We start from the raw sequence: 19,444 nt of genomic DNA, 5'->3' as shown, positions 1-19,444 counted from the left end.
GGTCCATCCACAATTCAAATACCTTGCCGCGATCGAATCCTATAGGACAAAGGAACTAATCTCGAGGTTGGTTCGTATGGACATCAGAAACCAGGGGCAAGGCGTCCACGCGCGCGAGATTCACGGTCTCGGACAGCTGAGGCATCTGCCCGACCGATGGTACGCTTATACAAACCTGGAGGTGTCCGTCGGGCCGGGACAGTACCGCGAGATAGATGCCGTCATCGTCACCGATGACCGGGTACTCCTTGTTGACCTGAAGGATTGGAAGCAGCGGATCACTTGCGGTGACGGGCGATGGTACCACGGCAACCTTGACATGGGTTCGCCAGTATCGAAAATTCGGTTTGCCGCACACAAGGTCGTAGAAGCGTTCAGGGCCCATTTGCGCGAGCATAACGAACAGCACGGCACGGGTAGCGCGAAATTGCGCGCGCCCCTGATCCAGGGCATCGTCGTTCAATGTGGCCCGGCGACACTGGATGAGATCGTCAGCAATGAAAAGTCCAGCGCATTTATGCTCGACGACTTCATGCGTTTCGTCGTCGCTGCCGACACGCGAGCGGCGTTTCTCGGATCGCCACAGCATGTCGATCAACGAAACCCGCTGACGGCAGCGGGAAGCCCATGGCGGTCATTCTTCGCTTCCTTCTTCAACGCTTCGGACGGGCCCTTCAGACCCGGCAAGCGGCGCTACGGTCCGTATCGGGCGCTTTCCGACAAGCCGACGTTCAAACACCAGGCATATCGGGAGTTCGACGTCGAGGATGAGAACGTCAGCGCTGCCACCGGACTGTTAAGACGCTGGGACTTCTCGCAGCTCGACACGCGCTTCCAGACGGAAACCGGCCGAAACGAAATCGCCGGCCGCGAACGCAAGGTGATCGCCTACCTCAACGACCGCAACCCAAATATCGGGGCGATGATACTCCAGCCGAAGGTCGACGACGGCGAACGCAGCGTCGGCTATTGGGAAGTCTTCGAGACTCGCAGACGATTGAAGCGGCTAACAGAATTCACCACCACAGAAGCACGGCATCTTGCCAAGCTCGAACGGCTAGGTCGTGTGGACACTTACCTAAGCCATAAGATGATAGCGGCGAGAGTGACGACGGCGCGGTAGTTTCGAGCGGTCTTTTCGAAGCGGGTTGCGACGCGGCGGAACTGCTTGAGCTTTGAGAAGCAGCATTCGACGAGATGGCGCTGGGCATAGAGATGCTTGTCGAGCGGATATTTGAGCGCGCGTGACGGGTTGTTGGGGATGACGGCGAGCGCGCCCTTGGCGGCGATGGCCTGGCGCAGGTGATCGGCGTCATAGGCGGTATCGGCCATGACGACCTCGGCGGGTAATCCCTCGATCAAGGCCGCGGCTTGCGGTGCATCCCCCTTCTGTCCTGCTGTGAGCGAAAACCGCACAGGACATCCCAAGCCTCGGACGGCCAGATGGATCTTGGTGCTCAGGCCACCGCGCGAGCGGCCGAGCGCTTGATCTTCAGACCCCCTTTTTGGCGCCGGCAGCGTGCTGGTGGGCTCGGACGATGGTGGAATCGACAATCAGATATTCGAAGTCCAGGTCATCGGACATCGCCTCAAAGATGCGCCACCAAACACCCTTGATGCTCCATCGACTGAAGCGCCGGAATACGCTGTTCCAATCCCCAAACGCTTCCGGGAGATCGCGCCAGGGAGAACCCGTACGCACGATCCACAATACGCCCTCCACAAACATCCGGTTGTCGCGCCCGGTCGACCCCTTCTGGTCAGGCCGGCCTATGATCAGCGGCGCCATCCGCTCCCACGCCGCGTCGCTCAAAGCCAAACGATCCATCACACCCAAGGCCGCCTCCCAAAAAGCAGCCTTGAATCTGATTTGCTCCTAAAAGGGAATCCTTAGAGTCCACACGACCTAGAGCTCGTTCGCCAGTTCCTGGCGAAAGTGAAAGCCATCCACGACCAGGACACGGCGCATTTGGACCTCAGATCCCACAGCGTCTGGATCGAACCTCCGACGCTGGTGAGACTGTCTCACCTGCTGGCCGCCCGCATCGACGACGTCGACTCGCTCGGAGAGCGCCGCTACACGTTCTTGTCTTCGGCCAAAGTGCCTGCGCGACGTACATTCCGCCGGAGATCAGCTATGACGCGGAAGTCCCACCACTGCCGGCGGTTCCAGCGGTTCTGGACGACAAGTCGCGGCCGCTTCACATTCCGCCGCTCTGGAAACCGGCTCTCGGCGGCAGGTCTGCCGGGAAGGAAGAGCCTGAACCCGTGAGCCGGGTTGAGACGGCAAACAGCGCAGCCCGGGTCGAACCGCGGAAGCGGGGGTATTTCAACGCGGCGCAAATCTACGCCTACAGTCCCGGGGCGCTTTATCAGATTTACGCAGCACCAGGGCAGATCACGGATGTCGCGCTTGAGGAGGGAGAACAGTTGACGGGATCAGGGCCGATCGCGGCTGGAGATACCGTACGCTGGATCGTGGGCGACACCGAGAGCGGGAGCGGCGACACACGGCGCGTCCATATCTTGGTCAAGCCGACCCGAGCTTCGATCGAGACCAACCTGGTCGTCAACACCGATCGGCGAACGTACCTGATCGAGCTCCGCTCCCGCGAGCGGCCATACATGCCGTCTGTTGCCTGGTACTATCCGGAAACAGCGCGCGAACGATCCCGTTCAGTCGCTCTGAAACCCGTTCTTCCCGATCCGGCGCAGCGTATCTCCCGCTATGCCATCGAAGGCGACAACCCGCCTTGGCGGCCGCTCGCCGCATATGACGACGGCCGCAAGGTCTATGTCGAATTCCCGCAAGGCATCGTGCAGGGTGAGATGCCTCCACTTTTCGTCATCGGCCCGGACGGCAAGACCGAACTCGTCAACTATCGCGCCTACGGCAACGTGCTGATCGTCGATCGGCTGTTTGCAGCCGCCGAACTCCGGCTCGGCGGTGAGCACCAGCAGAAGGTCAGGATTGTCAGGACCGACGGGAGGCCGTCGTCATGAACGCCAGGAATGGAAACGATCACGAGCAAGCAGTTCCGCCTGAGACACAAGAGGAACAGTCCAGGAGCTTCCGCTTGAGAGCAGAGCATCCGCGCGTGACACGATTGTCGCGGAAGGTCCTGGCTGGCGGGAGCGCAGTTGCCCTGCTTGTCATCGGCGGAGCGGTGCTGTGGTCGCTGCAGAACAATCGCTCCCGTCATCAGGCGACCGATGAGCTTTACAGTACCGACCATCACAATGTTGCCGACGGAATTACGACGCTGCCGAAGGACTATGCTGGCGTTCCGCAGCAGCCAATCCCGCAACTCGGTCCGCCACTCCCCGGGGACCTTGGTCGACCGATCCTTGCCGCTCAAGGCCAGTTGCCGACCAACGGCGCTGATGCGGACCAGCAGCGCCGAGATCAAGAGACCGAAGCAGCCCGCATCAGTCATTTGTTCGCTTCAACCAATGGACGAGAATTGCGTCCGTCCGCTGCTGCGGCTGCTGGTAGCGAGCGCGCTGTACCGCCGGGCGCAACAAGCGCCGGCGACGATGGATCCGCGCAAAACGGTCAGGACCGCAAGCTTGCCTTTGTGAATGCCTCCGTGGACCGTCGCACAGTCAGCCCTGATCGCGTCACCAAGCCAGCCTCACTATACATCGTGCAGGCTGGGACGGTCATTCCGGGAGCCCTGATCACCGGAATCCGGTCGGACCTGCCAGGCCAAATTACGGCGCAGGTAACCGAGAATGTCTATGACACGCCGACTGGACGCTTTCTGCTTGTGCCTCAGGGAGCGCGTCTGATCGGGATCTACGATAGTCAGGTCACTTTCGGTCAGTCCCGTGTTCTGCTCGTTTGGACCCGGCTGATTATGCCGAATGGACGTTCTATCGTTCTCGAGCGGCAGCCTGGTGCCGACGCGGCGGGGTATGCAGGCCTCGAAGACCAGGTCGACAATCACTGGGGTGAGCTCTTCAAGGCTGCGGCGCTATCGACGTTTCTGGCTGTCGGGACCGAACTGGGTGCCGGCTCGGACACCAACAGCAACGACAGCGCAATCATCCAAGCGTTGCGACACGGCGCCTCGGACTCACTAAACCAAACCGGACAGCAGGTGGTTCGGCGCAGTCTCAACATCCAGCCGACGCTGACCGTGCGACCTGGTTTCCCGGTTCGCGTCCTCGTCAATCGCGACCTCATACTTGCGCCGTACGGAGGATAAGGAATGCCCAAGCTTAGAATAGGAGCGCTGCCCGACGACAAGCCGGTCAAGGTCACCACTGAACTTCCGGCATTAGTGCATCGGGATCTTGTCGCCTATGCAGAGGCGATGGCACGCGAAAATGGGCAGCGCATCGATCCGACAAAGCTGATCGCGCCCATGCTGGCGCGCTTTATGGCCACGGACCGCGGTTTTGCAAAGGCGAGACAAGCCGGTCACACCCCGAGAGCTGGCGGAGGTGAGGGATAGCGTTCTGCCAACAGATTGAGGAAACGCTTCAGAGCCGGGTTTTCATTGTCGTCGCGCCAATGCGCGTAAAAGTCCACCCGGCTTGGCCCCCTTTCATCGTGCAACTCCCGGTACACCAGACCAGCGAAACTTGCGCCGATATCGGATTCCATCACCAGACTGACCCCCAGGCCCATACTCGTCAGATTTTTGACAATGCCGCGGCTTACGTCATGGCGCTCTACCGCGGGCCGGTCATGAGGTAACACGAGCTTCGAAATCAAGAGTTCCTCGAGCTCTCGTCCAGGATCAATCTTGCTTAGAAGAATCTTTTCGCTACGCAAATCGGCCCAAGAGATGATCTCGCGTGCCGCCAGGCAGTGATCCTGAGGCAGCGAGATCAAGATGCGTTCGCTCCACAGCAGTCGTGATTTGACGTCCATTGAAGCCAGACGTCCGGGGCTAACGACGACATCGACGGTCCCGTTACGCAGCGCGGTCATCAAATGAAACCGAGAGCGTTCCATCGTTGCCAATTCGATCTGCGGGAGCCGCTTCTTAAACTCACCTATCGTCGCTCGCAAATTTCCGGTGGATACGGACGTGTAGAAACCAATAGCAAGATGGCCAGTATCGCCGCGACCACCGGACCTCCCGGTGTCAACGAGTATGTCGACCTGTTCCAGGATCAGCCGTGCAATTCGCAAAACCGCTTGGCCAGCGACAGTGGGCTTGATTCCCCCGCTGGAGCGCTTGAATAGTGAAGTGCCAACCAGATGTTCAAGCTGGCCGATGGATCGGCTCAGGACAGTGTGCTTGATCGAAAGCACTTCAGCGGCTCGTCGAAAGCTTCCGTAGTCACAGGCAACCACGGCGAATCGAAGCTGTTGCAGGTCAATGGCGCTCGCTGCGTTACGTCGATTCTTTCTAATCTCAATTTCCGTCATGTTGATAGCCGGTGGACAAACCGCAAGACACAGCGTCCCCCCGCTTAAGGCGGGGACGCGCGCATGTTGCTTGTTGGCATGGATCGTTCTAGGCGGCCGCGGAGACTACTGGCGTCCAAAGGACCGGTGCCGAGAGACCGCCGGCCTCACGAAGGCTGGCCAGAGTATCGCGAGAAATCTCGAGGTAACCCGCCACGGCTAAGGTGTTGCCAAGTGTGGAAGGATTGCCAATACGTCGCAGGGGCCAGCCAGTTCGTCGGAGGATCCTCTCCATTCGGACATCCGTGACGGTAACGATATCAGTCAGCTGTCGTGAAAGCCCGAACTCGACCATTCCTGCAAACAACTCATAAGCGGCACGCGTGATACCATGATCTCCTTTCGGAGCGTCGGCAGGAACGTCGATCGCAAATCTGCTACTTTCCCAAACCTGAGGGGCTGACGGTGCAGGTTGACCTTCAAGAAGCACGGGAAAAGTGTCCCGAAGCATGGTTGGACCAAGCGTGGGAAGCAGGCGAACCGAACCTTGCACTTGGCCGTTTTCATCTACCTGGATTAAGTAGTCGGGGTGCAGCGCATCGAAATCGTCGATCTCCATGTCGCCACTGGACTGGACCTCCCATGCCATGCGCAGCTTGAAGACCCGGTGCCGCAACCGATGCATCTCAACGAGTGTGTTGGAAAGCTCTCCATACACAGGGGGTGTGATCAACTGAATCATAATGCCTCCAAAAGTGTTCTACCTCTTTTGAAGCGCGATTATCGACGCAAATCATCACCTGTAGTTGTAGGGGGAAGAGCACCCTAAATTTGCTTTTTTCTATTTGCAGCTGCCAAGCGCGTCACTGCCTGTGCCATCGTGCGAACGCCCAGCTTTTCCTTCGCATTCTCTAAGTAATACGCAACTGTGTTGCGCGAGATACCGAGAATGCAGCCGATTTCCCAAGAGCTCTTTCCTTGAGCCGCCCACTCCAAACATTCCACTTCGCGGCGCGACAGTCGAATTCCGTCGAGACCATATTCGTTCCCGAGCTTGCGGCGAACGTGAGCATGAAAATACAATGCCATGAGCTGAAGAACACGCGCGTACGAATCAATGCACCTCTCGAACTGTGGCCGGCTCTCGTCGGTGGCGAAAGTCAATGCAGAGATTGGACCATGGCCATCGTGAATGGGAACCGTGAAGCCAAACCGGATTCCGAATTGTGCGGCCTCGTCGAATAGTTGCCGCTGCGCCATCGAACTGGTTTGGGATCGAAAATCGATTCCCCATCGAAAGGGCTCTGGGTTCTGCAGCGCTTCTCTGATGACGGGGTCGATAGTGTGATATTTCTTGTTTAGATAATGAGCCGTCCACCGCGATGGATATGTCGAGATGAGTCGGGGCTTCCTGTTTTCTTCGCTCTTGAGAGCGAGATAAGCGAAACATGATAGGTCCAAAGCGGATGCTGCTTTCGCCAACGCGTTGGAGAAGCCTTCGGCATCTTCGGCGCCGACTATTGCATCAATGAATTCTCGGAAAACCCGATGCATATGCTTCCCCCCAGACCAGTATGCGCGGAAACCTTGTGGGCGACCTACCGCAGGGTCGTTGCGATGCTGCGCTTGAGGACGCCTTGTCCGTCGGGCTGACGGAAATCCTGCTAACGTCCAGCACCGTCCGCCTCCGCAGCTAGAGCCGAAGGGACTTCATCAAAACCTGGCTCGCACGGGAGCGCGCCAATCACATCTCGATCTCTCATGTACAGCCATGGCCGTTCGCAAGATTCTACGGCTGCGAGGGCCGTCTGGTTGATGGGGTTTGCGCCGGCAGGGCAGGTGTCGGTCAGGGGTCGCCGCGGCCGAGCAGCGCGTGCAGCGCGGCCTGCCGCATGATGGAGGAGATCGATTCCTCGTTCAGGCCCTTCTTGAGCGTCGCAGCTGTGTTGAGCATGGAGAACACGGCCTGGGTCAGCAGTCGTGCCTCGGGTTCGGACAGGTCGGGCCGCAGCGGGATCAGGACGGAGACCCACTCCTCGGCGTACAGCGCCATTTCGCGCCGAATCCGTCTGCGGTCGTGTTCGGGAAGGGCGTGCTCGTTCTTTGTAAAGATGAGCGTGCTCGGCGGTCCTTTCAAAATCAAGCGCATGTGAGACTCGACCATCGCCATGATGGCTGCCTTGGGTTCGGTCGTCGTCTCCGCAATTCGTTTTGCGAACTCGTGCACGATCTGCGTCGGTTCCTCCAGAACCGCGATCAGGAGTGCCTGCTTGTTCTGGAAGTGGCGATAAAGTCCGGGACCCGTGATGCCGGCGCGCGCAGCGATCATCTCAATAGTGACCGCGTCGTACGAATGCTGCAGGAAGAGTTCAGCGGCGACCGCGATCAATTCCCTGCGCCGCCCGCTGCTGTATGGCCGCTTAAGCGGTAGTGGCTGGATGCTCATCGGGACGAACCGTACCCCGCGGCGTGCGCGAGGCAACCCGCTATCCCTCGCCCCAGCGTGAGCCGTCCGGGCCTCAGCGAATGATTCATGTAACGCTCTCTTTCCACCATCATGTGAATCAATACTAACATTTGTCATCGTCAGATCGCGAGTCCGACTGCAGGCGCCTTGTACTACGCATCTGTCCTCACCGCTAGCAGCACTATACGGCTGGCCATCTGGCGACGAGCGCGTCGTGGGGACCCGGCTGGCTAAAGGCCGTTGACAAAACCAGGAACCGAGTTCAATGTAAATACAGATTAACATTTGGGATCACGGGAGGCGCGGCGCATGCGGTTCATCTTTTTCAGCGAGGGAGAGACCCAGCCGGGACATACTCACGCGCATCGCTATCGCGAGCTCATCGACGAGGTGATTCTGGCGGAAAAAGTCGGCTTCGATGCGTTCGGGTGCTCCGAACAACATTTCGCGATCGGCACGGCCTCGACCTCCGCTCCCGAGGTGATCTATCCGTACATGATGGCGCTAACCAGCAGGATCCAGTTCATCCACCTGATCACGCCGCTGCCCAAAAAGATCAACCACGCGCTGCGCGTCGCGGAGCGGCTGGCAACCGAGGACATCTTGTCGAACGGCCGCGTCGGGCTCGCCGTCGGCCGCGGCAACACCACCCTTGCGCTGCGCGCCTTCGAGGTCGACCCCGAGGAGACCAAGGCGCAGCAGATGGAGGGCATCGAGGTCATCCGCCGGGCCCTGTCGAACGACATCTTCTCTTTCGTCGGCGAGCATTACAAGATTCCGCCGCGCAGCCTGACGCCCAAGCACGTGACGCTGCCCTATCCGCCAATCATGATGGCGACCTCGAGCCCGCAATCGATCACCGCCGCCGCGCACATGGGCATCGGCGCCATGATGGGCGGCGGCTATAGCGGGTTCGCCTCCGTGCAGAGGTCGGCCGAGCTCTATGACAAGGAGCTGGCGAGCGCCGAGCACGTATACCCCATGCAGGCGCAGAAGGTGGCGGTGATATCCGGCGGAATGCATTGCGCCGATACAAACGAGGAGGCGGAGCGGTGGGCGGCCACGCTGGCCCATAGTGTCGCCTTGTCCATCGACGCCTATGAGCGGCTGTCGAAGCTGTCCGCTGACTACGGATCGCTCGGCAAGATCAAGAACGTCGACTTCAAGAACGAGCGCTATTTGTTCGACGAGTCTGGGAGTTTCATCGTCGGCGACGTTGAGACCTGCACCAAGCAGGTCCAGCGGTTCGTCGACATGGGCATCGACGCGCTCGCGCTGCGCATCGACGGCATGCCGCACAAGGAGCTGATGAAGTCGATCGCGCTGTTCGGGAAGTACGTCATCCCCAGGTTCAAAAACCCCCGGTCGGTCGTGCGCACCTCCGACGCGATCCTTGCCGACATCCGCGCCGCCCGCCCCGCCCACTATGCCGAACGAGAGGCCTTCGAGAACGCCAAGGCGGCCGCCGGTACGGCCACCGAGACGGTCGATGGCGTCGTTCGTAGTCCCGCGGCTTCGGCCTGACGCGATGGCGACTCCGCCACCCGCCTGGCGATCACCTGCGAGGGACATCTGATGACGGCTTCATCCACGCGGCACGACAGCGAGGCGGCTTCCGGACTGCGGACGGCCGACCACAACGGCGTCATGGTCGCTACGCTCGACAGGCCGCCGGCCAATGCCTTGAACCGTACGCTGCTGCGCGCCATGACGGCGCTGTTCCGGGATCGTAGCGAGAGCGATGCGCCGCCGGTGGTGATCACCGGCGCCGGGGGACGGTTCTTCTGCGCCGGCGGCGACATCAAAGAGGCCGATGGGCCCGCCGCCGACCCGATCGCAGACCGGATGCGAGGGTTCCACAACCTGCTCGTTGCGATGGAGCGATACCCTGCTCCGGTCATCGCCGCGGTCAACGGCGACTGCGTCGGTGGCGGCGTAGAGTACGCGCTCTTCGCGGATGCGGTGCTCGCGGCGCCTCATGCCCGGTTCGGATTTCCGGAGATCAGGCATGGCCTTCTGCCTGCGGATAAGGGCATCCAGCGCCTCGTCCGGCTGATCGGGGCGCGGGCCGCGCGTGACCTGCTACTAAGCGGTGAACTCATCGGTGCTGATCAAGCGGCGCGATTGGGTCTTGTTGACGCCATCGTCACGCCGGACCGATTGCTGGCGGAGGCGCTGGACCGGGCCCGCGAGGCCGGCAGACGAGCGCCTGTCCTCTATGCGGCGCTCAAGCATGCCGTCAACGATTACGACGACATCGAGGACCAACGGCGGGCTGAAATGACGCTCGCCAAGGCGGCCTCCTGGTTCAATGACCCCGTGGCCCGAAGCCTCCGTGAAGAGTGGAGACGGGGCCGGACGTTGTCGCGCCCCCGACCGAAGGCCGCCGGCACTGAACACCACACTACACGCAGGCCGGGTGGGCCTGCTTCACGAACCGGAGCGATGAGCATGATCACAAGTTCCGCCCCCGCAGCCGCGGCTCGCCCACAGCACGTGCCCGTACTGAGCGGCGTCGTCGACGGCGGCGTTGCCAACTTCGAGGCCATCGAGCGAACCTTCGCCCAGATGGTGCAGGATCGAGCCGAGGTCGAACCCGACGAGGTCGCGTTCTGTCAATGGGATGGTACGCGCGCGATACCGACGACGTGGGCGCAATACGCATCGGCCGTGCGCGAGGTCGCGCTCGGCCTGGCGGCGCTGGGCGTCGCGCGCGGGGACAGGGTCGCCATCATGGCGCCGGGCCGGGGCGAGTGGGTCGTAACGGCGCTAGGCATCCTCTCAGCCGGGGCGATCCCGGTGGGCGTGTACCCGACGAGCTCCGCTGCAGAGGTGAAGCAGCTGGTCGGGCACAGCAACGCCGTCGCCATGGTGGTCGGGGATGCCGCCGACATCGCAAAGATTGCCGCAGTCGCCCCGGAGCTTCCCGCGCTACGGGCGGTGATCAGCTTCGATGGTGCCCCGGCGGGGCTACCCGAAACGGTCGTCAGCAAGAGATGGGCCGACCTGCGCGAGATCGGTCGAGTTCAAGATGCTGCCAACCCATCACTGTTCGACGATCTCCTCGACGATGGGGACATCGACCAACCGGCAGCCTTGTTCTACACCTCCGGCTCCACCGGCACCGCCAAGGGGGTCATCCACACCCACCGCACGCTGCAGTACTCTGTCCTCGGCTCCGCCGTTCTCAACCCGGAGTTGACCGCCACACGCCGAGACTCGCTTAGCTTCCTGGGCCTGTCCCATGTCTCTCCGGCCCTGTCCGGCGTCTTCACGCCGATCATGACACGGGCGGTCGTGACCTTCTGCCGCATGGACCAACTCTCCGAGTCCCTTCGCGGCGTACGTCCTACGGGGATCGTCTGGCCGCCGCGCTTGCACGAGAAGCTGCTCAGCGTGGCGCTGGCCGCGATTAAGGAGTCGCCGGCATCGTTCCAGAAGTCCTACGAGGACGCGATGGAGGTGGCCCGAGAGGTCGCCGCCGCGCGCCGGCACGGCGACGTCGTATCCGCCGAGCTGCAAGCTCACTACGACCGGGCCCTCGAGCAGGTGTTCCTGCCCCTGCGCGCGAAGTTGGGTCTCGATCGGGTCAACGTCGCTTGGACAGCGTCGGGAGCGATGACCCCCGAGGTGCATGCCCTGTGGCAGATGTGGGGGCTGGATTTGCGCGAGCTCTACGGCACCACCGAGACCTGCGGCTGGGTCCTCGCGCACTGGGACCGCTCCTTCCCGCCCCCCGGGACCGTGGGCAAGGCCATGCCCGACCCGCGATTCGCAATCAAAACCAACAGCGAGGGCGAGTTGCTGGTGAAGGCGCCGCTGTTATTCCGCGGCTACTGGAACAACCCGGAGGCGACCGCGGAAGTGATGGACGGGGAGTGGTATCACACGGGTGACCTCGTCGAGATCGACGCCTCCGGCGAGGTCAAGCTCATCGGTCGGACCAAGGACATCATCGTCACCAGCGGTGGCAAGACCATCAGCCCGCAGCCCATCGAGGTGCGCCTCAAGGCCAGTCCCCTCATCGAGGAGGCCGTGGTCGTCGGCGATGGCCGCAAGTACCTCACCGTCCTCATCTGGCCGACCGAAAAGGGCGGCGGGCTCGACAAGGATGTGCTGCAGGAGGGGCTGCGAGCCTGGATCGAGGACCTCAACACTGGGCTCGCGCGTCCCCTTCAGCTCAAGGACTTCCGTATCGCGCCACGTGCGCTCGCCGCGGGTGAGCTCACTTCCAAGGGCACGATCCGTCGGGCTGCGGTGCTCACTTCGTTCAGCGCACTCGTGGATGAGATGTACAGCGCCGCGGAGCACAACGAGTTCGCAGGCCAGGTGCGGCTTCAGGGCTGAGGAGGAACGTGAGATGAAGCATCCCGGGCGACCGCGGGAGCTGCGGATCGAGCATCTGACCAGCGCCGAGATCGCTGAAGCGATCGCTGCCGGTGCCCGCACGGCGATCCTTCCTCTGGGCGCGATAGAGCAGCACGGACCACATCTGCCGTTGTCGATGGACAGCGATCACGCCGACGCGCTCGCGCTCCGTATCGCCCACAAGCTTGGCACTGCACTGGTCCTACCCACGGTCAGGGTCGGGTACTCGCCTCACCACCTTGGCTTTTCCGGCACCCTCTCGGTGCGTCCCTCCACCTTGGAAGCGATCTGTATCGACTACTGCAGCAGCCTGGCTGCGCACGGGTTCACCCGCGTCGTCCTCTTCTCCGGCCATATCGGCAACTACCCGATCATGCGCGAGTTCGAGCCGCGGCTGGCTGCGGCCCTCGCTCCGGCGCTTCAGGTCATCGTCTATAGAGACAGCGCCGCGATTCTGGACGCGTGGCGGAAGTCCGCACAGTCGATCGCCGGTCTGGGAAGCCACGTCGGTGGTCACGCAGACGTGGCGGAGACCTCGGTGATGCTCGTCCTGCACCCCGAGAGCGTTCGGGCCGATCGGGCGGCGGCCGGATACCTGGGCATGGTCGATGAGGAATTCCTGCACCGGGCGTTCATCGATGGCATCGACTCGGTCTCGCCCAACGGTGTCCTCGGCAATCCCACCGGAAGTTCGAAGGCGATCGGCCACGCCGCGTTGGACGCCGTGACCGATCTCGTCGTCGCGTACGCCACCGCGCACGGAGCCTGAGTCGCATGTCATCTATGAGCGAGCAGATGGACAGCAGGATGCTGCGCGACGCTTTCGGCGCGTTCCCGACGGGCGTGGTGGCCGTGGCGGCGCAGGTCGACGGGAGGCTGGTGGGTCTCGCGGCCTCCTCGTTCACCTCGGTCTCTCTCGAACCCCCGCTGGTGTCATTCTGTGTCGCGAAAGGCTCGACCACGTGGCCCGAGTTGCGCAGAGCCGGGCACCTCGGCGTCACCGTGCTCGCCGAAGACCACGGCGCATTGTGCCGCCAGCTCGCCGGCCCGGCCCAGCATCGGTTCAGCGGCGTCGCCTTCGAGATCACCGACAGCGGCGCGGTGATGCTCACCGAGGGGATCGCCCAGTATGACTGCACTATCCGCGAGGAGTTGGAGGCGGGCGATCACGTCATCGTGCTGCTCCAACTCCATGCCGTCGTCGTCCATAACCGCGGGCAGCCCCTCATCTTCCACCGTAGCGACTTCGGAAGGCTCGCGAAGCTTACGGAGCCAGAGCACATATGACGACTTCGATGCAGTCGATGTCTATCGCCACCCAAATTCGAGTTATGCGGCTGAAGAAGTAAATCGACAAGGAAACAAAAGGAAAAGATCAATGACACAGCGTAGCTACAAGTATCTGATCATCGAGAAGCGGGCCAGCGGCGTCGCCGTTGTGACGATGAACCGGCCGGAAATTCTGAACGCGATCAACTGGGAAATGCACGAGGAGCTGGAGCAGGTCTTTGTAGATCTCGACAAGGACGAGTCCGTCCGTGCGATCGTTCTGACAGGTGCGGGACGCGGCTTCTGCTCGGGTGGAGATCAGAAGTCACTCGACAAGGGCAAGGGTCCGGCGCCAACGAGGGGCGGACGCCACCTCATCCGCAACATGCTTGAGGTCGAGGTGCCGATAATCGGCGCCGTCAACGGCGTTGCTGTCGGTCTAGGTGCAACACTTGCATTGTTCTGCGACGTCATCTTCGCAAGCCCGACCGCGCGATTTGCCGATACCCATGTGACGGCCGGCGTGGTCGCCGGAGATGGCGGTGCGGTGATCTGGCCGCTGCTGATGGGACCGGTGCGAGCGAAACACTATCTCATGACGGGCGAGTTCATTTCCGCGGAGAAGGCGGCGTCGCTGGGGATGATCAACGAAGTCATTTCTGACCGGGACGTCAAGGATGCGGCGATCGAGTACGCCGAGATGCTCGCCGGGGGCCCGCAGAAGTCAATCGTCTGGACGAAATACAGCGTCAACAAGATTATCAAGCAGTACGCGCACCTACTGCTCGATACTTCACTTGCGCTGGAGGCACTAACGTTCACGTCGCCAGAGCGACGCGAAGCTGTAGCCGCATTTGCAGAGAAGCGGAAACGCTTCGCAGAGCGATAGGATGAATGTCGAATCCTGTGATGCACTGAGGAGACATTACATGAAGGATTGCGTCGGGAGAGAAATGGGAATGAGGAACGGGCTTTTGCGCCTGGCCATCGCAACGGTGCTGACGATTGCGCTGTCGGTTTCAGCGGCGAAAGCCCGGAAGAAATACGACCCCGGCGCCAGCGATACGGAAATCAAGGTCGGTCAGACTATGCCATTCTCGGGACCGGCATCGGCCTATGCCTCGATCGGCAAGACAGAGGCCGCCTATTTCAGGATGATCAACGACCAAGGCGGCATCAAGGGCCGTAAGATCAACCTGATCCAGTATGACGACACCTATTCGCCACCGAAAGCGGTGGAGCAGGTGCGCAAGCTCGTCGAGAGCGACGAGGTGCTCCTGACCTTTCAGCTGGTCGGTACGCCTTCAAACGCCGCCGTGCAGAAATATCTCAATGCCAAGAAGGTGCCGCAGCTGTTCGCGGCCGCCAGCGCCTTAAGGTTCACCGATCCAAAGAACTTTCCATGGACCTTGGGCTATGATCCAAACAACTTCGTTGAAGGGCGCATCTACGGTCAATACATCCTGAAGGAGCATCAGGACGCCAAGATTGGAGTGCTCTATCAGAATGACGATTTCGGCAAGGACTATCTGAACGGCATCAAGGCGGGGCTTGGAGATAAGGCCACCAAGATGATAGTCGCAGAAACTGCTTACGAAGTGACCGATCCGACGGTCGATTCGCAAGTGCTCAGGATCAAGGATGCTGGGGCCGACCTGTTCTTCATCGCCGCCACGCCGAAGCAGGCGGCGCAGGCGATCAAGAGGACCGCCGAGATCGGCTGGCATCCAGTGCAGATCGTCAGTTTGAAGGCTACCTCGGTTGGCAGCGTCCTGAAACCGGCCGGGCTTGAAAACGCCAAGGGTCTTATCAGCACTAATTATGGCAAGGAGGCGCTCGATCCGCAATGGAAGGACGATCCAGGCGTAAAACGCTATCTTGCCTTCATGGAGAAGTATTATCCGGACGGAGACAAGGGCTCGAATTTCAACGCCTATGCCTACGGCGTCGCGCAGCTTCTGACCCACGTACTGCAGCAGTGCGGCGACGACCTTACTCGCGAAAACGTTATGAAGCAGGCGGCCTCGCTCAAGGATTTCATAGGCGACCTCGCGCTGCCTGGGATCACGATCAACACCTCGCCGACCGACTACCGCCTGTTCAAACGGTTGCAGATGATGCGGTTCAACGGCGAACACTGGGAACTGTTCGGCCCAATCCTGGAGGTTGCGGGGCCTGCGGGTTAGTTGCTGAGTTCTGAGATCCAATCGGCGGCCTGTGGGCCGCCGATTTGTTTCCGGAATCGTCTACGTTGGGATCTTCCCAAAAGTCTTGCCGACCGACAGCACCGCGTGTCGGATCAGGCGCGAATCCTTGACCGCGGTTTGACGATGCTTCGCCGCCTCGCGATAGACGGGATCGCGGATCACCTCGACGAAGACGGAGACGCTTGGATATTGGGCGATGAAGCAGGGCCGAGAGCTCCGAAGTGATCGGGCTCGCTTTCCGCCGCTGGCGGCGGCACGCCCCGCAGCAGCTTATCTAATCGGCGCCGACGCCCCAAGGTCTTGACTGTCCCATATGCCATTGACTTGCCCCGAGCGGGCGGACTTTTCGAGCTCCTCTAAATGCATGATTCAACGCGAATATTGAATAATGACTGATAGTCAGTCAGAAGTGCGACAAATGTTGAGGGAAGAAATCGCGTGAACGCGCAGATGCTGCAATTGGTCGGCCCCGTGCGCTGGCGGATCGCCTCGAGCGTCGGCATCGGTCTCTTGGTGACGATCTGTTACGTGTTGCAAGGAATCTTTCTCGCGTTCGCGCTTGCAGCCTTGTTCGTGGGTTCACCCGTAAGCGAGGTCATCTGGTGGATCGTCGGCTTCGCCATTGTTGTTGTCGTGCGGGGCGCTCTGGTCTGGTCCGCGGAGATGGCAGCGCAAGCCACTGCGCAGAGCACGAAGGAATATCTGCGCGCGCGTCTCCTGTCGCGTCTGATCGATCTTGGCCCTGGAATGGTGTTGCGCCGGCAAACGGGCGACCTGCAGACGACGATCGTCGCTGGCGTCGAGGCGCTCGAAACCTATTACAGTCGTTATTTGCCGTCGATCTTCGTCGCGATCGTCGGATGCATCGGGGTCGTGCTCTATCTCGCCTGGGTCGACTTTAAATCGGCGGTGCTGCTGGGCGCTTTCGTCATTGCGTCTCCGCTTATTGACCGGCTCTGGCTGCGCTGGCACATGCCAAAGTCATACGGCCTCTTCGCCGCCATGGGCGCCTTCGGTGCCCATCTGCTCGACAGTTTGCAGGGTGCCGTGACGCTGAAAGCGTTTAACGCCGCCGCCGCACGCAGGACAAACCTCGCGCAACGTGCTGCAGACCTTCGTCGGGAGGCGATGACCACGCTGTCTGTGTCGCTGATGCGCGCGGGAGTCACCGGCTTCATCACTCTCAGTGGCGTCGCCTTGCCATCGCCCGGGCCCTGCTTGTCGAAGCGCCAATCCTGGTGATGGATGAAGCATCATCGAGCCTCGATACCGAGAACGAGCGAGCCCTGCAGGCCGCCCTGAACGCGATTCGGCGCGACCGCGCTGTGCTCATCATTGCGCATCGGCTTTCGACCATTCGCAGCGCGGACCGCATCGTCCTGCTCGATCGAGGCCGCGTGGTCGAGGAGGGCCGCCACGACGACCTCGTGGCCCGCGGCGGTGTCTATGCCGGCCTTGTGTCCTCGCCAGGAGCCTTGGAATGATGCGCCACGATCTCACGCAATGGCCGCTGGTCGTCACCATCGCAGAAGGTGCTCTTACGCGTGAGGATTATGCCGCGGACGCGCTGGCTCGGTGATGTTGCGTGGAAATAATATTGCGCTGATTGCCGTTAGCGGTTCCAGCGCCGCTTCCAGTACAGACCTGACCGTGATGAGCACGAATGACAAGACTGAGACAGAGGCGATGTCTGCACAGTATGAGCGACGAGAATTAGTCTCCATAATCATCGCTGGCATTGTTGCTGTGGTTGGCCTGCTTTGCCTCGGGTACGATCTTTCCGATGACTCACTCGGCCACGGCGATGGGACGATCACGTCGGCGGTTATTTCTAAGGCAGGCGTCATCGTTACGCCGTCCGAACGATCGGGCTATCTCTCGGCGCCGCAGACGGCACCCGCCTCCAAACAAGCGACGGTTGGACGAGTCATGCACTGAACCCAACTCATCGTGTGGACTTGGTCAGAGACGGATTTTCCGCGACGGTTCCCATGTTCGCCGATGAGGATGCGTTAGCACATCCGTCCCGGGAGCCAGGCTCTAGTTCTAGTCTATTGCCGAGCGGCTGGCGCGGTCGAGGAACTCGGACGGCACGATGGTCGCCATGACGCCTGCGGACCATCACGATCTGCTTAAGCGTCCGAATTCGTGGCCTTGATCGCGTCTTGCCCTTCGCCTTATTGTGGGATCCTCGTATCAGCCGATGGCACTAGCCAGCCCGCAGCCGCTCCGCGATGCCCTAGTATTTGGTTTGAGGACAACGCCGATCGGCTTTCCACCCCGCTTCTAGGTGTCGCCACTACGGTTCCAGACGCGAGTTAACGGGTGGCCACGACATTCTCTGGCCGAGTTGCGTGCCTACGCGTATGTTCACGAAGGCAGATTCGCGCTCGCGCGGTTCGTGCACTAAATTCTCGCGCGCCAGCCGGATTGACCTCCAGCACGTGACAAAGACGATCCGAGATGTCTCGTCATTCTCTCCGACGCACCTCGAAATGAGCTAACGCACCATGACTACTGTCGCGATACTTAGACGACGTCCCCGCACCAAGCCCGCTGAAGTCTGGCGTGAGGAACTCATGGATGCGGCGCAAGCATTGTTTCTTGCGAAGGGTTTCGATGCCGCAAGCGTGGACGAAATCGTCAAAGCGGCTGACGTCGCCAAGGGTACCTTCTATTTCTACTTCAAAACAAAGGAAGACGTGCTGCAGGCGCTTCGTGCGCGCTTCGTCGAGGACATCCATACCCGGCTAATGGAAGCGGTCGATTCCAAGGCGCCGGATGATTGGGTGGGGAGGCTGGATGCATGGGTCGGCGCCGGCGTGAACGGTTATCTCGACGAGTTTGAGCTGCACGATCTTGTTTTTCACGAATTCCGCCCGTCAAATCGACAGAGGAAGCACGACAATCCCATCATCGCACATCTGACGACGTTGATCGCAAGCGGGGAAAAAGCAGGCGCCTGGAAAGTTCGCGATGCGCGTTTGACCGCCGTGATGCTCTCCAACGCTCTTCGCGGCGGGTCGATGATGAAATCGTCGCGCCCGTTAAGTCGAGCCGCACGCGCTTGGTTGCCGAAGTCCGCGCATTTTGCCGCCTGGCGTTACGGCTCCCAGCGAAATAGCAAAAGCGTGGTGCCCGCCGAATCCAAATCTTCGATCTTATGGGTGAGTTCTATGGTATGAAGGTTGCTTTCGACGAGATCGTGGCGACCGCCGTGAAGCACCAGGGACCGGCTCAACGCCGAGATCAACGAGAAGCAGGTCCGGTCGATCAAGTACCAATTCCCTATCGCCAAGTTACCGCTTGCCAATGATCTCGCCGGTGCCGGCTTCATCGCTCAGCCGAAGCTGCATTCGATCTGTGCCGTGGCCGCTTCTTCAATGTGGCGACCTCGTCAACCGCTTCGAGACCGAGACCCGCAACGGATGGCAAGGATGGCTCGCCGAGCATCTGACCCGCACGGGCTTTATTGTCCTGGACGAACTCGAGTAATTACCCTTTGCTCCGTCCCGCGCCTGCTTCTCTTCCATCTCGTCAGCCGGCTCTGCGAGCGTGCCTCCGTTATCCTCACCACCAATCTCTCCGTCGGCGAATGGCCGAGCGTGTTTGGCAATGCCAAAATGACCACGGCGCAGCTCGACCGGCTAATCCATCACTGCGACATCGTCGAGACCGGCGACGACAGTTGGCGGTTCAAAAGCCGCAATGACGTCCAAGCAACTCGCTCGTCTCGCTCCGCAACCCCAGCCAGTTCCGAACCGAGCG

General features: G+C 60.9%; 19 protein-coding genes and 2 pseudogenes. 15 read left to right on the top strand and 6 right to left on the bottom strand.

Going from position 1 to position 19,444, the window contains the following annotated elements:
• The first annotated feature begins 76 nt into the window (after positions 1 to 76).
• Complete coding sequence (locus tag AC5ZG1_RS29975; protein ID WP_496134946.1) at positions 77 to 1,123, top strand: nuclease-related domain-containing protein; 1,047 nt, start codon at positions 77 to 79, stop codon at positions 1,121 to 1,123.
• Here AC5ZG1_RS29975 and AC5ZG1_RS29970 read toward each other — a convergent pair.
• Positions 1,075 to 1,837 (bottom strand): IS5 family transposase gene (locus AC5ZG1_RS29970; RefSeq protein WP_496134945.1). Its coding sequence is split into 2 segments (ribosomal slippage): positions 1,075 to 1,500 and positions 1,502 to 1,837, totalling 762 coding nucleotides; the frame shifts between segments, so codons are not numbered across the junction. The two genes, AC5ZG1_RS29975 and AC5ZG1_RS29970, sit on opposite strands and share 49 nt — an antisense overlap.
• A gap of 155 nt (positions 1,838 to 1,992) precedes the next feature.
• Between AC5ZG1_RS29970 and trbG the strand changes: the two genes are divergently transcribed.
• Genes trbG through AC5ZG1_RS29955 form a run of 3 tightly spaced genes read left to right on the top strand, consistent with a single transcriptional unit; the run spans position 1,993 to position 4,460 of the window.
• The gene (trbG, locus tag AC5ZG1_RS29965) at positions 1,993 to 3,003 is read left to right on the top strand and encodes a P-type conjugative transfer protein TrbG (RefSeq protein WP_496134968.1); all 1,011 of its coding nucleotides are present in this window, start codon (positions 1,993 to 1,995) and stop codon (positions 3,001 to 3,003) included.
• Positions 3,000 to 4,211, top strand: coding sequence for a TraB/TrbI/VirB10 family type IV secretion system protein (locus AC5ZG1_RS29960; protein WP_496134944.1), 1,212 nt, complete (start codon positions 3,000 to 3,002; stop codon positions 4,209 to 4,211). Before trbG ends, AC5ZG1_RS29960 begins: the two co-directional genes overlap by 4 nt.
• A gap of 3 nt (positions 4,212 to 4,214) precedes the next feature.
• Complete coding sequence (locus AC5ZG1_RS29955) at positions 4,215 to 4,460, top strand: DUF2274 domain-containing protein (protein WP_496134943.1); 246 nt, start codon at positions 4,215 to 4,217, stop codon at positions 4,458 to 4,460.
• Here AC5ZG1_RS29955 and AC5ZG1_RS29950 read toward each other — a convergent pair.
• The 4 genes from AC5ZG1_RS29950 to AC5ZG1_RS29935 all read right to left on the bottom strand — a co-directional run bounded on the left by AC5ZG1_RS29950 (position 4,427) and on the right by AC5ZG1_RS29935 (position 7,754).
• Positions 4,427 to 5,386, bottom strand: a complete 960-nt coding sequence (locus AC5ZG1_RS29950) for a LysR family transcriptional regulator (protein ID WP_496134942.1) — start codon at positions 5,384 to 5,386, stop codon at positions 4,427 to 4,429. The two genes, AC5ZG1_RS29955 and AC5ZG1_RS29950, sit on opposite strands and share 34 nt — an antisense overlap.
• Positions 5,387 to 5,474: 88 nt before the next feature.
• Complete coding sequence (locus tag AC5ZG1_RS29945) at positions 5,475 to 6,107, bottom strand: acyl-homoserine-lactone synthase (RefSeq protein ID WP_282526690.1); 633 nt, start codon at positions 6,105 to 6,107, stop codon at positions 5,475 to 5,477.
• 83 nt (positions 6,108 to 6,190) lie between these two features.
• A complete protein-coding gene (locus tag AC5ZG1_RS29940) occupies positions 6,191 to 6,919 on the bottom strand; it encodes a LuxR family transcriptional regulator (protein WP_496134941.1) in 729 nt (242 codons plus the stop codon).
• 292 nt (positions 6,920 to 7,211) lie between these two features.
• Positions 7,212 to 7,754 (bottom strand): TetR/AcrR family transcriptional regulator, encoded by a 543-nt coding sequence (locus AC5ZG1_RS29935; RefSeq protein WP_282526692.1) that lies wholly within the window; start codon positions 7,752 to 7,754, stop codon positions 7,212 to 7,214.
• Between the two features lie 387 nt (positions 7,755 to 8,141).
• Between AC5ZG1_RS29935 and AC5ZG1_RS29930 the strand changes: the two genes are divergently transcribed.
• From AC5ZG1_RS29930 to AC5ZG1_RS29905, 6 genes are all read left to right on the top strand, one after another.
• Positions 8,142 to 9,356, top strand: coding sequence for an LLM class flavin-dependent oxidoreductase (locus tag AC5ZG1_RS29930; RefSeq protein ID WP_496134940.1), 1,215 nt, complete (start codon positions 8,142 to 8,144; stop codon positions 9,354 to 9,356).
• 51 nt (positions 9,357 to 9,407) lie between these two features.
• The gene (locus tag AC5ZG1_RS29925) at positions 9,408 to 12,179 is read left to right on the top strand and encodes an AMP-binding protein (RefSeq protein WP_496134939.1); all 2,772 of its coding nucleotides are present in this window, start codon (positions 9,408 to 9,410) and stop codon (positions 12,177 to 12,179) included.
• Between the two features lie 13 nt (positions 12,180 to 12,192).
• A complete protein-coding gene (locus AC5ZG1_RS29920) occupies positions 12,193 to 12,969 on the top strand; it encodes a creatininase family protein (RefSeq protein WP_496134938.1) in 777 nt (258 codons plus the stop codon).
• Positions 12,970 to 12,983: 14 nt separating this feature from the next.
• The gene (locus AC5ZG1_RS29915; RefSeq protein ID WP_282526697.1) at positions 12,984 to 13,487 is read left to right on the top strand and encodes a flavin reductase family protein; all 504 of its coding nucleotides are present in this window, start codon (positions 12,984 to 12,986) and stop codon (positions 13,485 to 13,487) included.
• Between the two features lie 91 nt (positions 13,488 to 13,578).
• Positions 13,579 to 14,358 carry an enoyl-CoA hydratase/isomerase family protein gene (locus AC5ZG1_RS29910; protein ID WP_282526698.1) on the top strand — a complete coding sequence of 260 codons (780 nt, stop codon included), beginning with the start codon at positions 13,579 to 13,581 and terminating at the stop codon, positions 14,356 to 14,358.
• A 70-nt stretch (positions 14,359 to 14,428) separates the two neighbouring features.
• Positions 14,429 to 15,655: an ABC transporter substrate-binding protein gene (locus AC5ZG1_RS29905; protein WP_496134937.1), complete on the top strand. Its 1,227-nt coding sequence runs from the start codon at positions 14,429 to 14,431 to the stop codon at positions 15,653 to 15,655.
• 60 nt (positions 15,656 to 15,715) lie between these two features.
• On the opposite strand, the pseudogene AC5ZG1_RS29900 reads toward AC5ZG1_RS29905, so the two are convergent.
• Positions 15,716 to 15,880: pseudogene (locus tag AC5ZG1_RS29900) on the bottom strand (DUF1330 domain-containing protein); the annotation flags it as partial.
• A 234-nt stretch (positions 15,881 to 16,114) separates the two neighbouring features.
• Here AC5ZG1_RS29900 and AC5ZG1_RS29895 point away from each other — a divergent pair.
• The 5 genes and pseudogenes from AC5ZG1_RS29895 to AC5ZG1_RS29875 form a co-directional block, all read left to right on the top strand.
• Entirely contained in the window at positions 16,115 to 16,918 is an 804-nt protein-coding gene (locus AC5ZG1_RS29895; protein WP_496134936.1) for an ABC transporter transmembrane domain-containing protein, read from the top strand.
• A complete protein-coding gene (locus tag AC5ZG1_RS29890; RefSeq protein WP_496134935.1) occupies positions 16,918 to 17,160 on the top strand; it encodes a hypothetical protein in 243 nt (80 codons plus the stop codon). Before AC5ZG1_RS29895 ends, AC5ZG1_RS29890 begins: the two co-directional genes overlap by 1 nt.
• A gap of 94 nt (positions 17,161 to 17,254) precedes the next feature.
• Positions 17,255 to 17,614 carry a hypothetical protein gene (locus AC5ZG1_RS29885; RefSeq protein ID WP_496134934.1) on the top strand — a complete coding sequence of 120 codons (360 nt, stop codon included), beginning with the start codon at positions 17,255 to 17,257 and terminating at the stop codon, positions 17,612 to 17,614.
• Between the two features lie 641 nt (positions 17,615 to 18,255).
• Entirely contained in the window at positions 18,256 to 18,861 is a 606-nt protein-coding gene (locus AC5ZG1_RS29880) for a TetR/AcrR family transcriptional regulator (protein ID WP_496134933.1), read from the top strand.
• Positions 18,840 to 19,383, top strand: a pseudogene (locus AC5ZG1_RS29875) (ATP-binding protein); the annotation flags it as partial. The gene AC5ZG1_RS29880 and the pseudogene AC5ZG1_RS29875, both read left to right, overlap by 22 nt.
• Positions 19,384 to 19,444: the final 61 nt, after the last annotated feature.

This window comes from Bradyrhizobium sp. Leo78 (assembly GCF_059512425.1).
This window is presented reverse-complemented; position numbering and strand designations above follow the sequence as displayed.

Coding starts and splice junctions, on each gene's coding strand:
- AC5ZG1_RS29955 (WP_496134943.1), top strand. CDS start 4,215: ATGCCCAAGCTTAGAATAGGAGCGCTGCCCGACGACAAGCCGGTCAAG.
- AC5ZG1_RS29960 (WP_496134944.1), top strand. CDS start 3,000: ATGAACGCCAGGAATGGAAACGATCACGAGCAAGCAGTTCCGCCTGAG.
- AC5ZG1_RS29950 (WP_496134942.1), bottom strand. CDS start 5,386: ATGACGGAAATTGAGATTAGAAAGAATCGACGTAACGCAGCGAGCGCC.
- AC5ZG1_RS29905 (WP_496134937.1), top strand. CDS start 14,429: ATGAGGAACGGGCTTTTGCGCCTGGCCATCGCAACGGTGCTGACGATT.
- AC5ZG1_RS29885 (WP_496134934.1), top strand. CDS start 17,255: ATGTTGCGTGGAAATAATATTGCGCTGATTGCCGTTAGCGGTTCCAGC.
- AC5ZG1_RS29975 (WP_496134946.1), top strand. CDS start 77: ATGGACATCAGAAACCAGGGGCAAGGCGTCCACGCGCGCGAGATTCAC.
- AC5ZG1_RS29945 (WP_282526690.1), bottom strand. CDS start 6,107: ATGATTCAGTTGATCACACCCCCTGTGTATGGAGAGCTTTCCAACACA.
- AC5ZG1_RS29920 (WP_496134938.1), top strand. CDS start 12,193: ATGAAGCATCCCGGGCGACCGCGGGAGCTGCGGATCGAGCATCTGACC.
- AC5ZG1_RS29930 (WP_496134940.1), top strand. CDS start 8,142: ATGCGGTTCATCTTTTTCAGCGAGGGAGAGACCCAGCCGGGACATACT.
- AC5ZG1_RS29910 (WP_282526698.1), top strand. CDS start 13,579: ATGACACAGCGTAGCTACAAGTATCTGATCATCGAGAAGCGGGCCAGC.
- AC5ZG1_RS29940 (WP_496134941.1), bottom strand. CDS start 6,919: ATGCATCGGGTTTTCCGAGAATTCATTGATGCAATAGTCGGCGCCGAA.
- AC5ZG1_RS29880 (WP_496134933.1), top strand. CDS start 18,256: ATGGATGCGGCGCAAGCATTGTTTCTTGCGAAGGGTTTCGATGCCGCA.
- AC5ZG1_RS29890 (WP_496134935.1), top strand. CDS start 16,918: ATGGATGAAGCATCATCGAGCCTCGATACCGAGAACGAGCGAGCCCTG.
- AC5ZG1_RS29925 (WP_496134939.1), top strand. CDS start 9,408: ATGACGGCTTCATCCACGCGGCACGACAGCGAGGCGGCTTCCGGACTG.
- AC5ZG1_RS29915 (WP_282526697.1), top strand. CDS start 12,984: ATGAGCGAGCAGATGGACAGCAGGATGCTGCGCGACGCTTTCGGCGCG.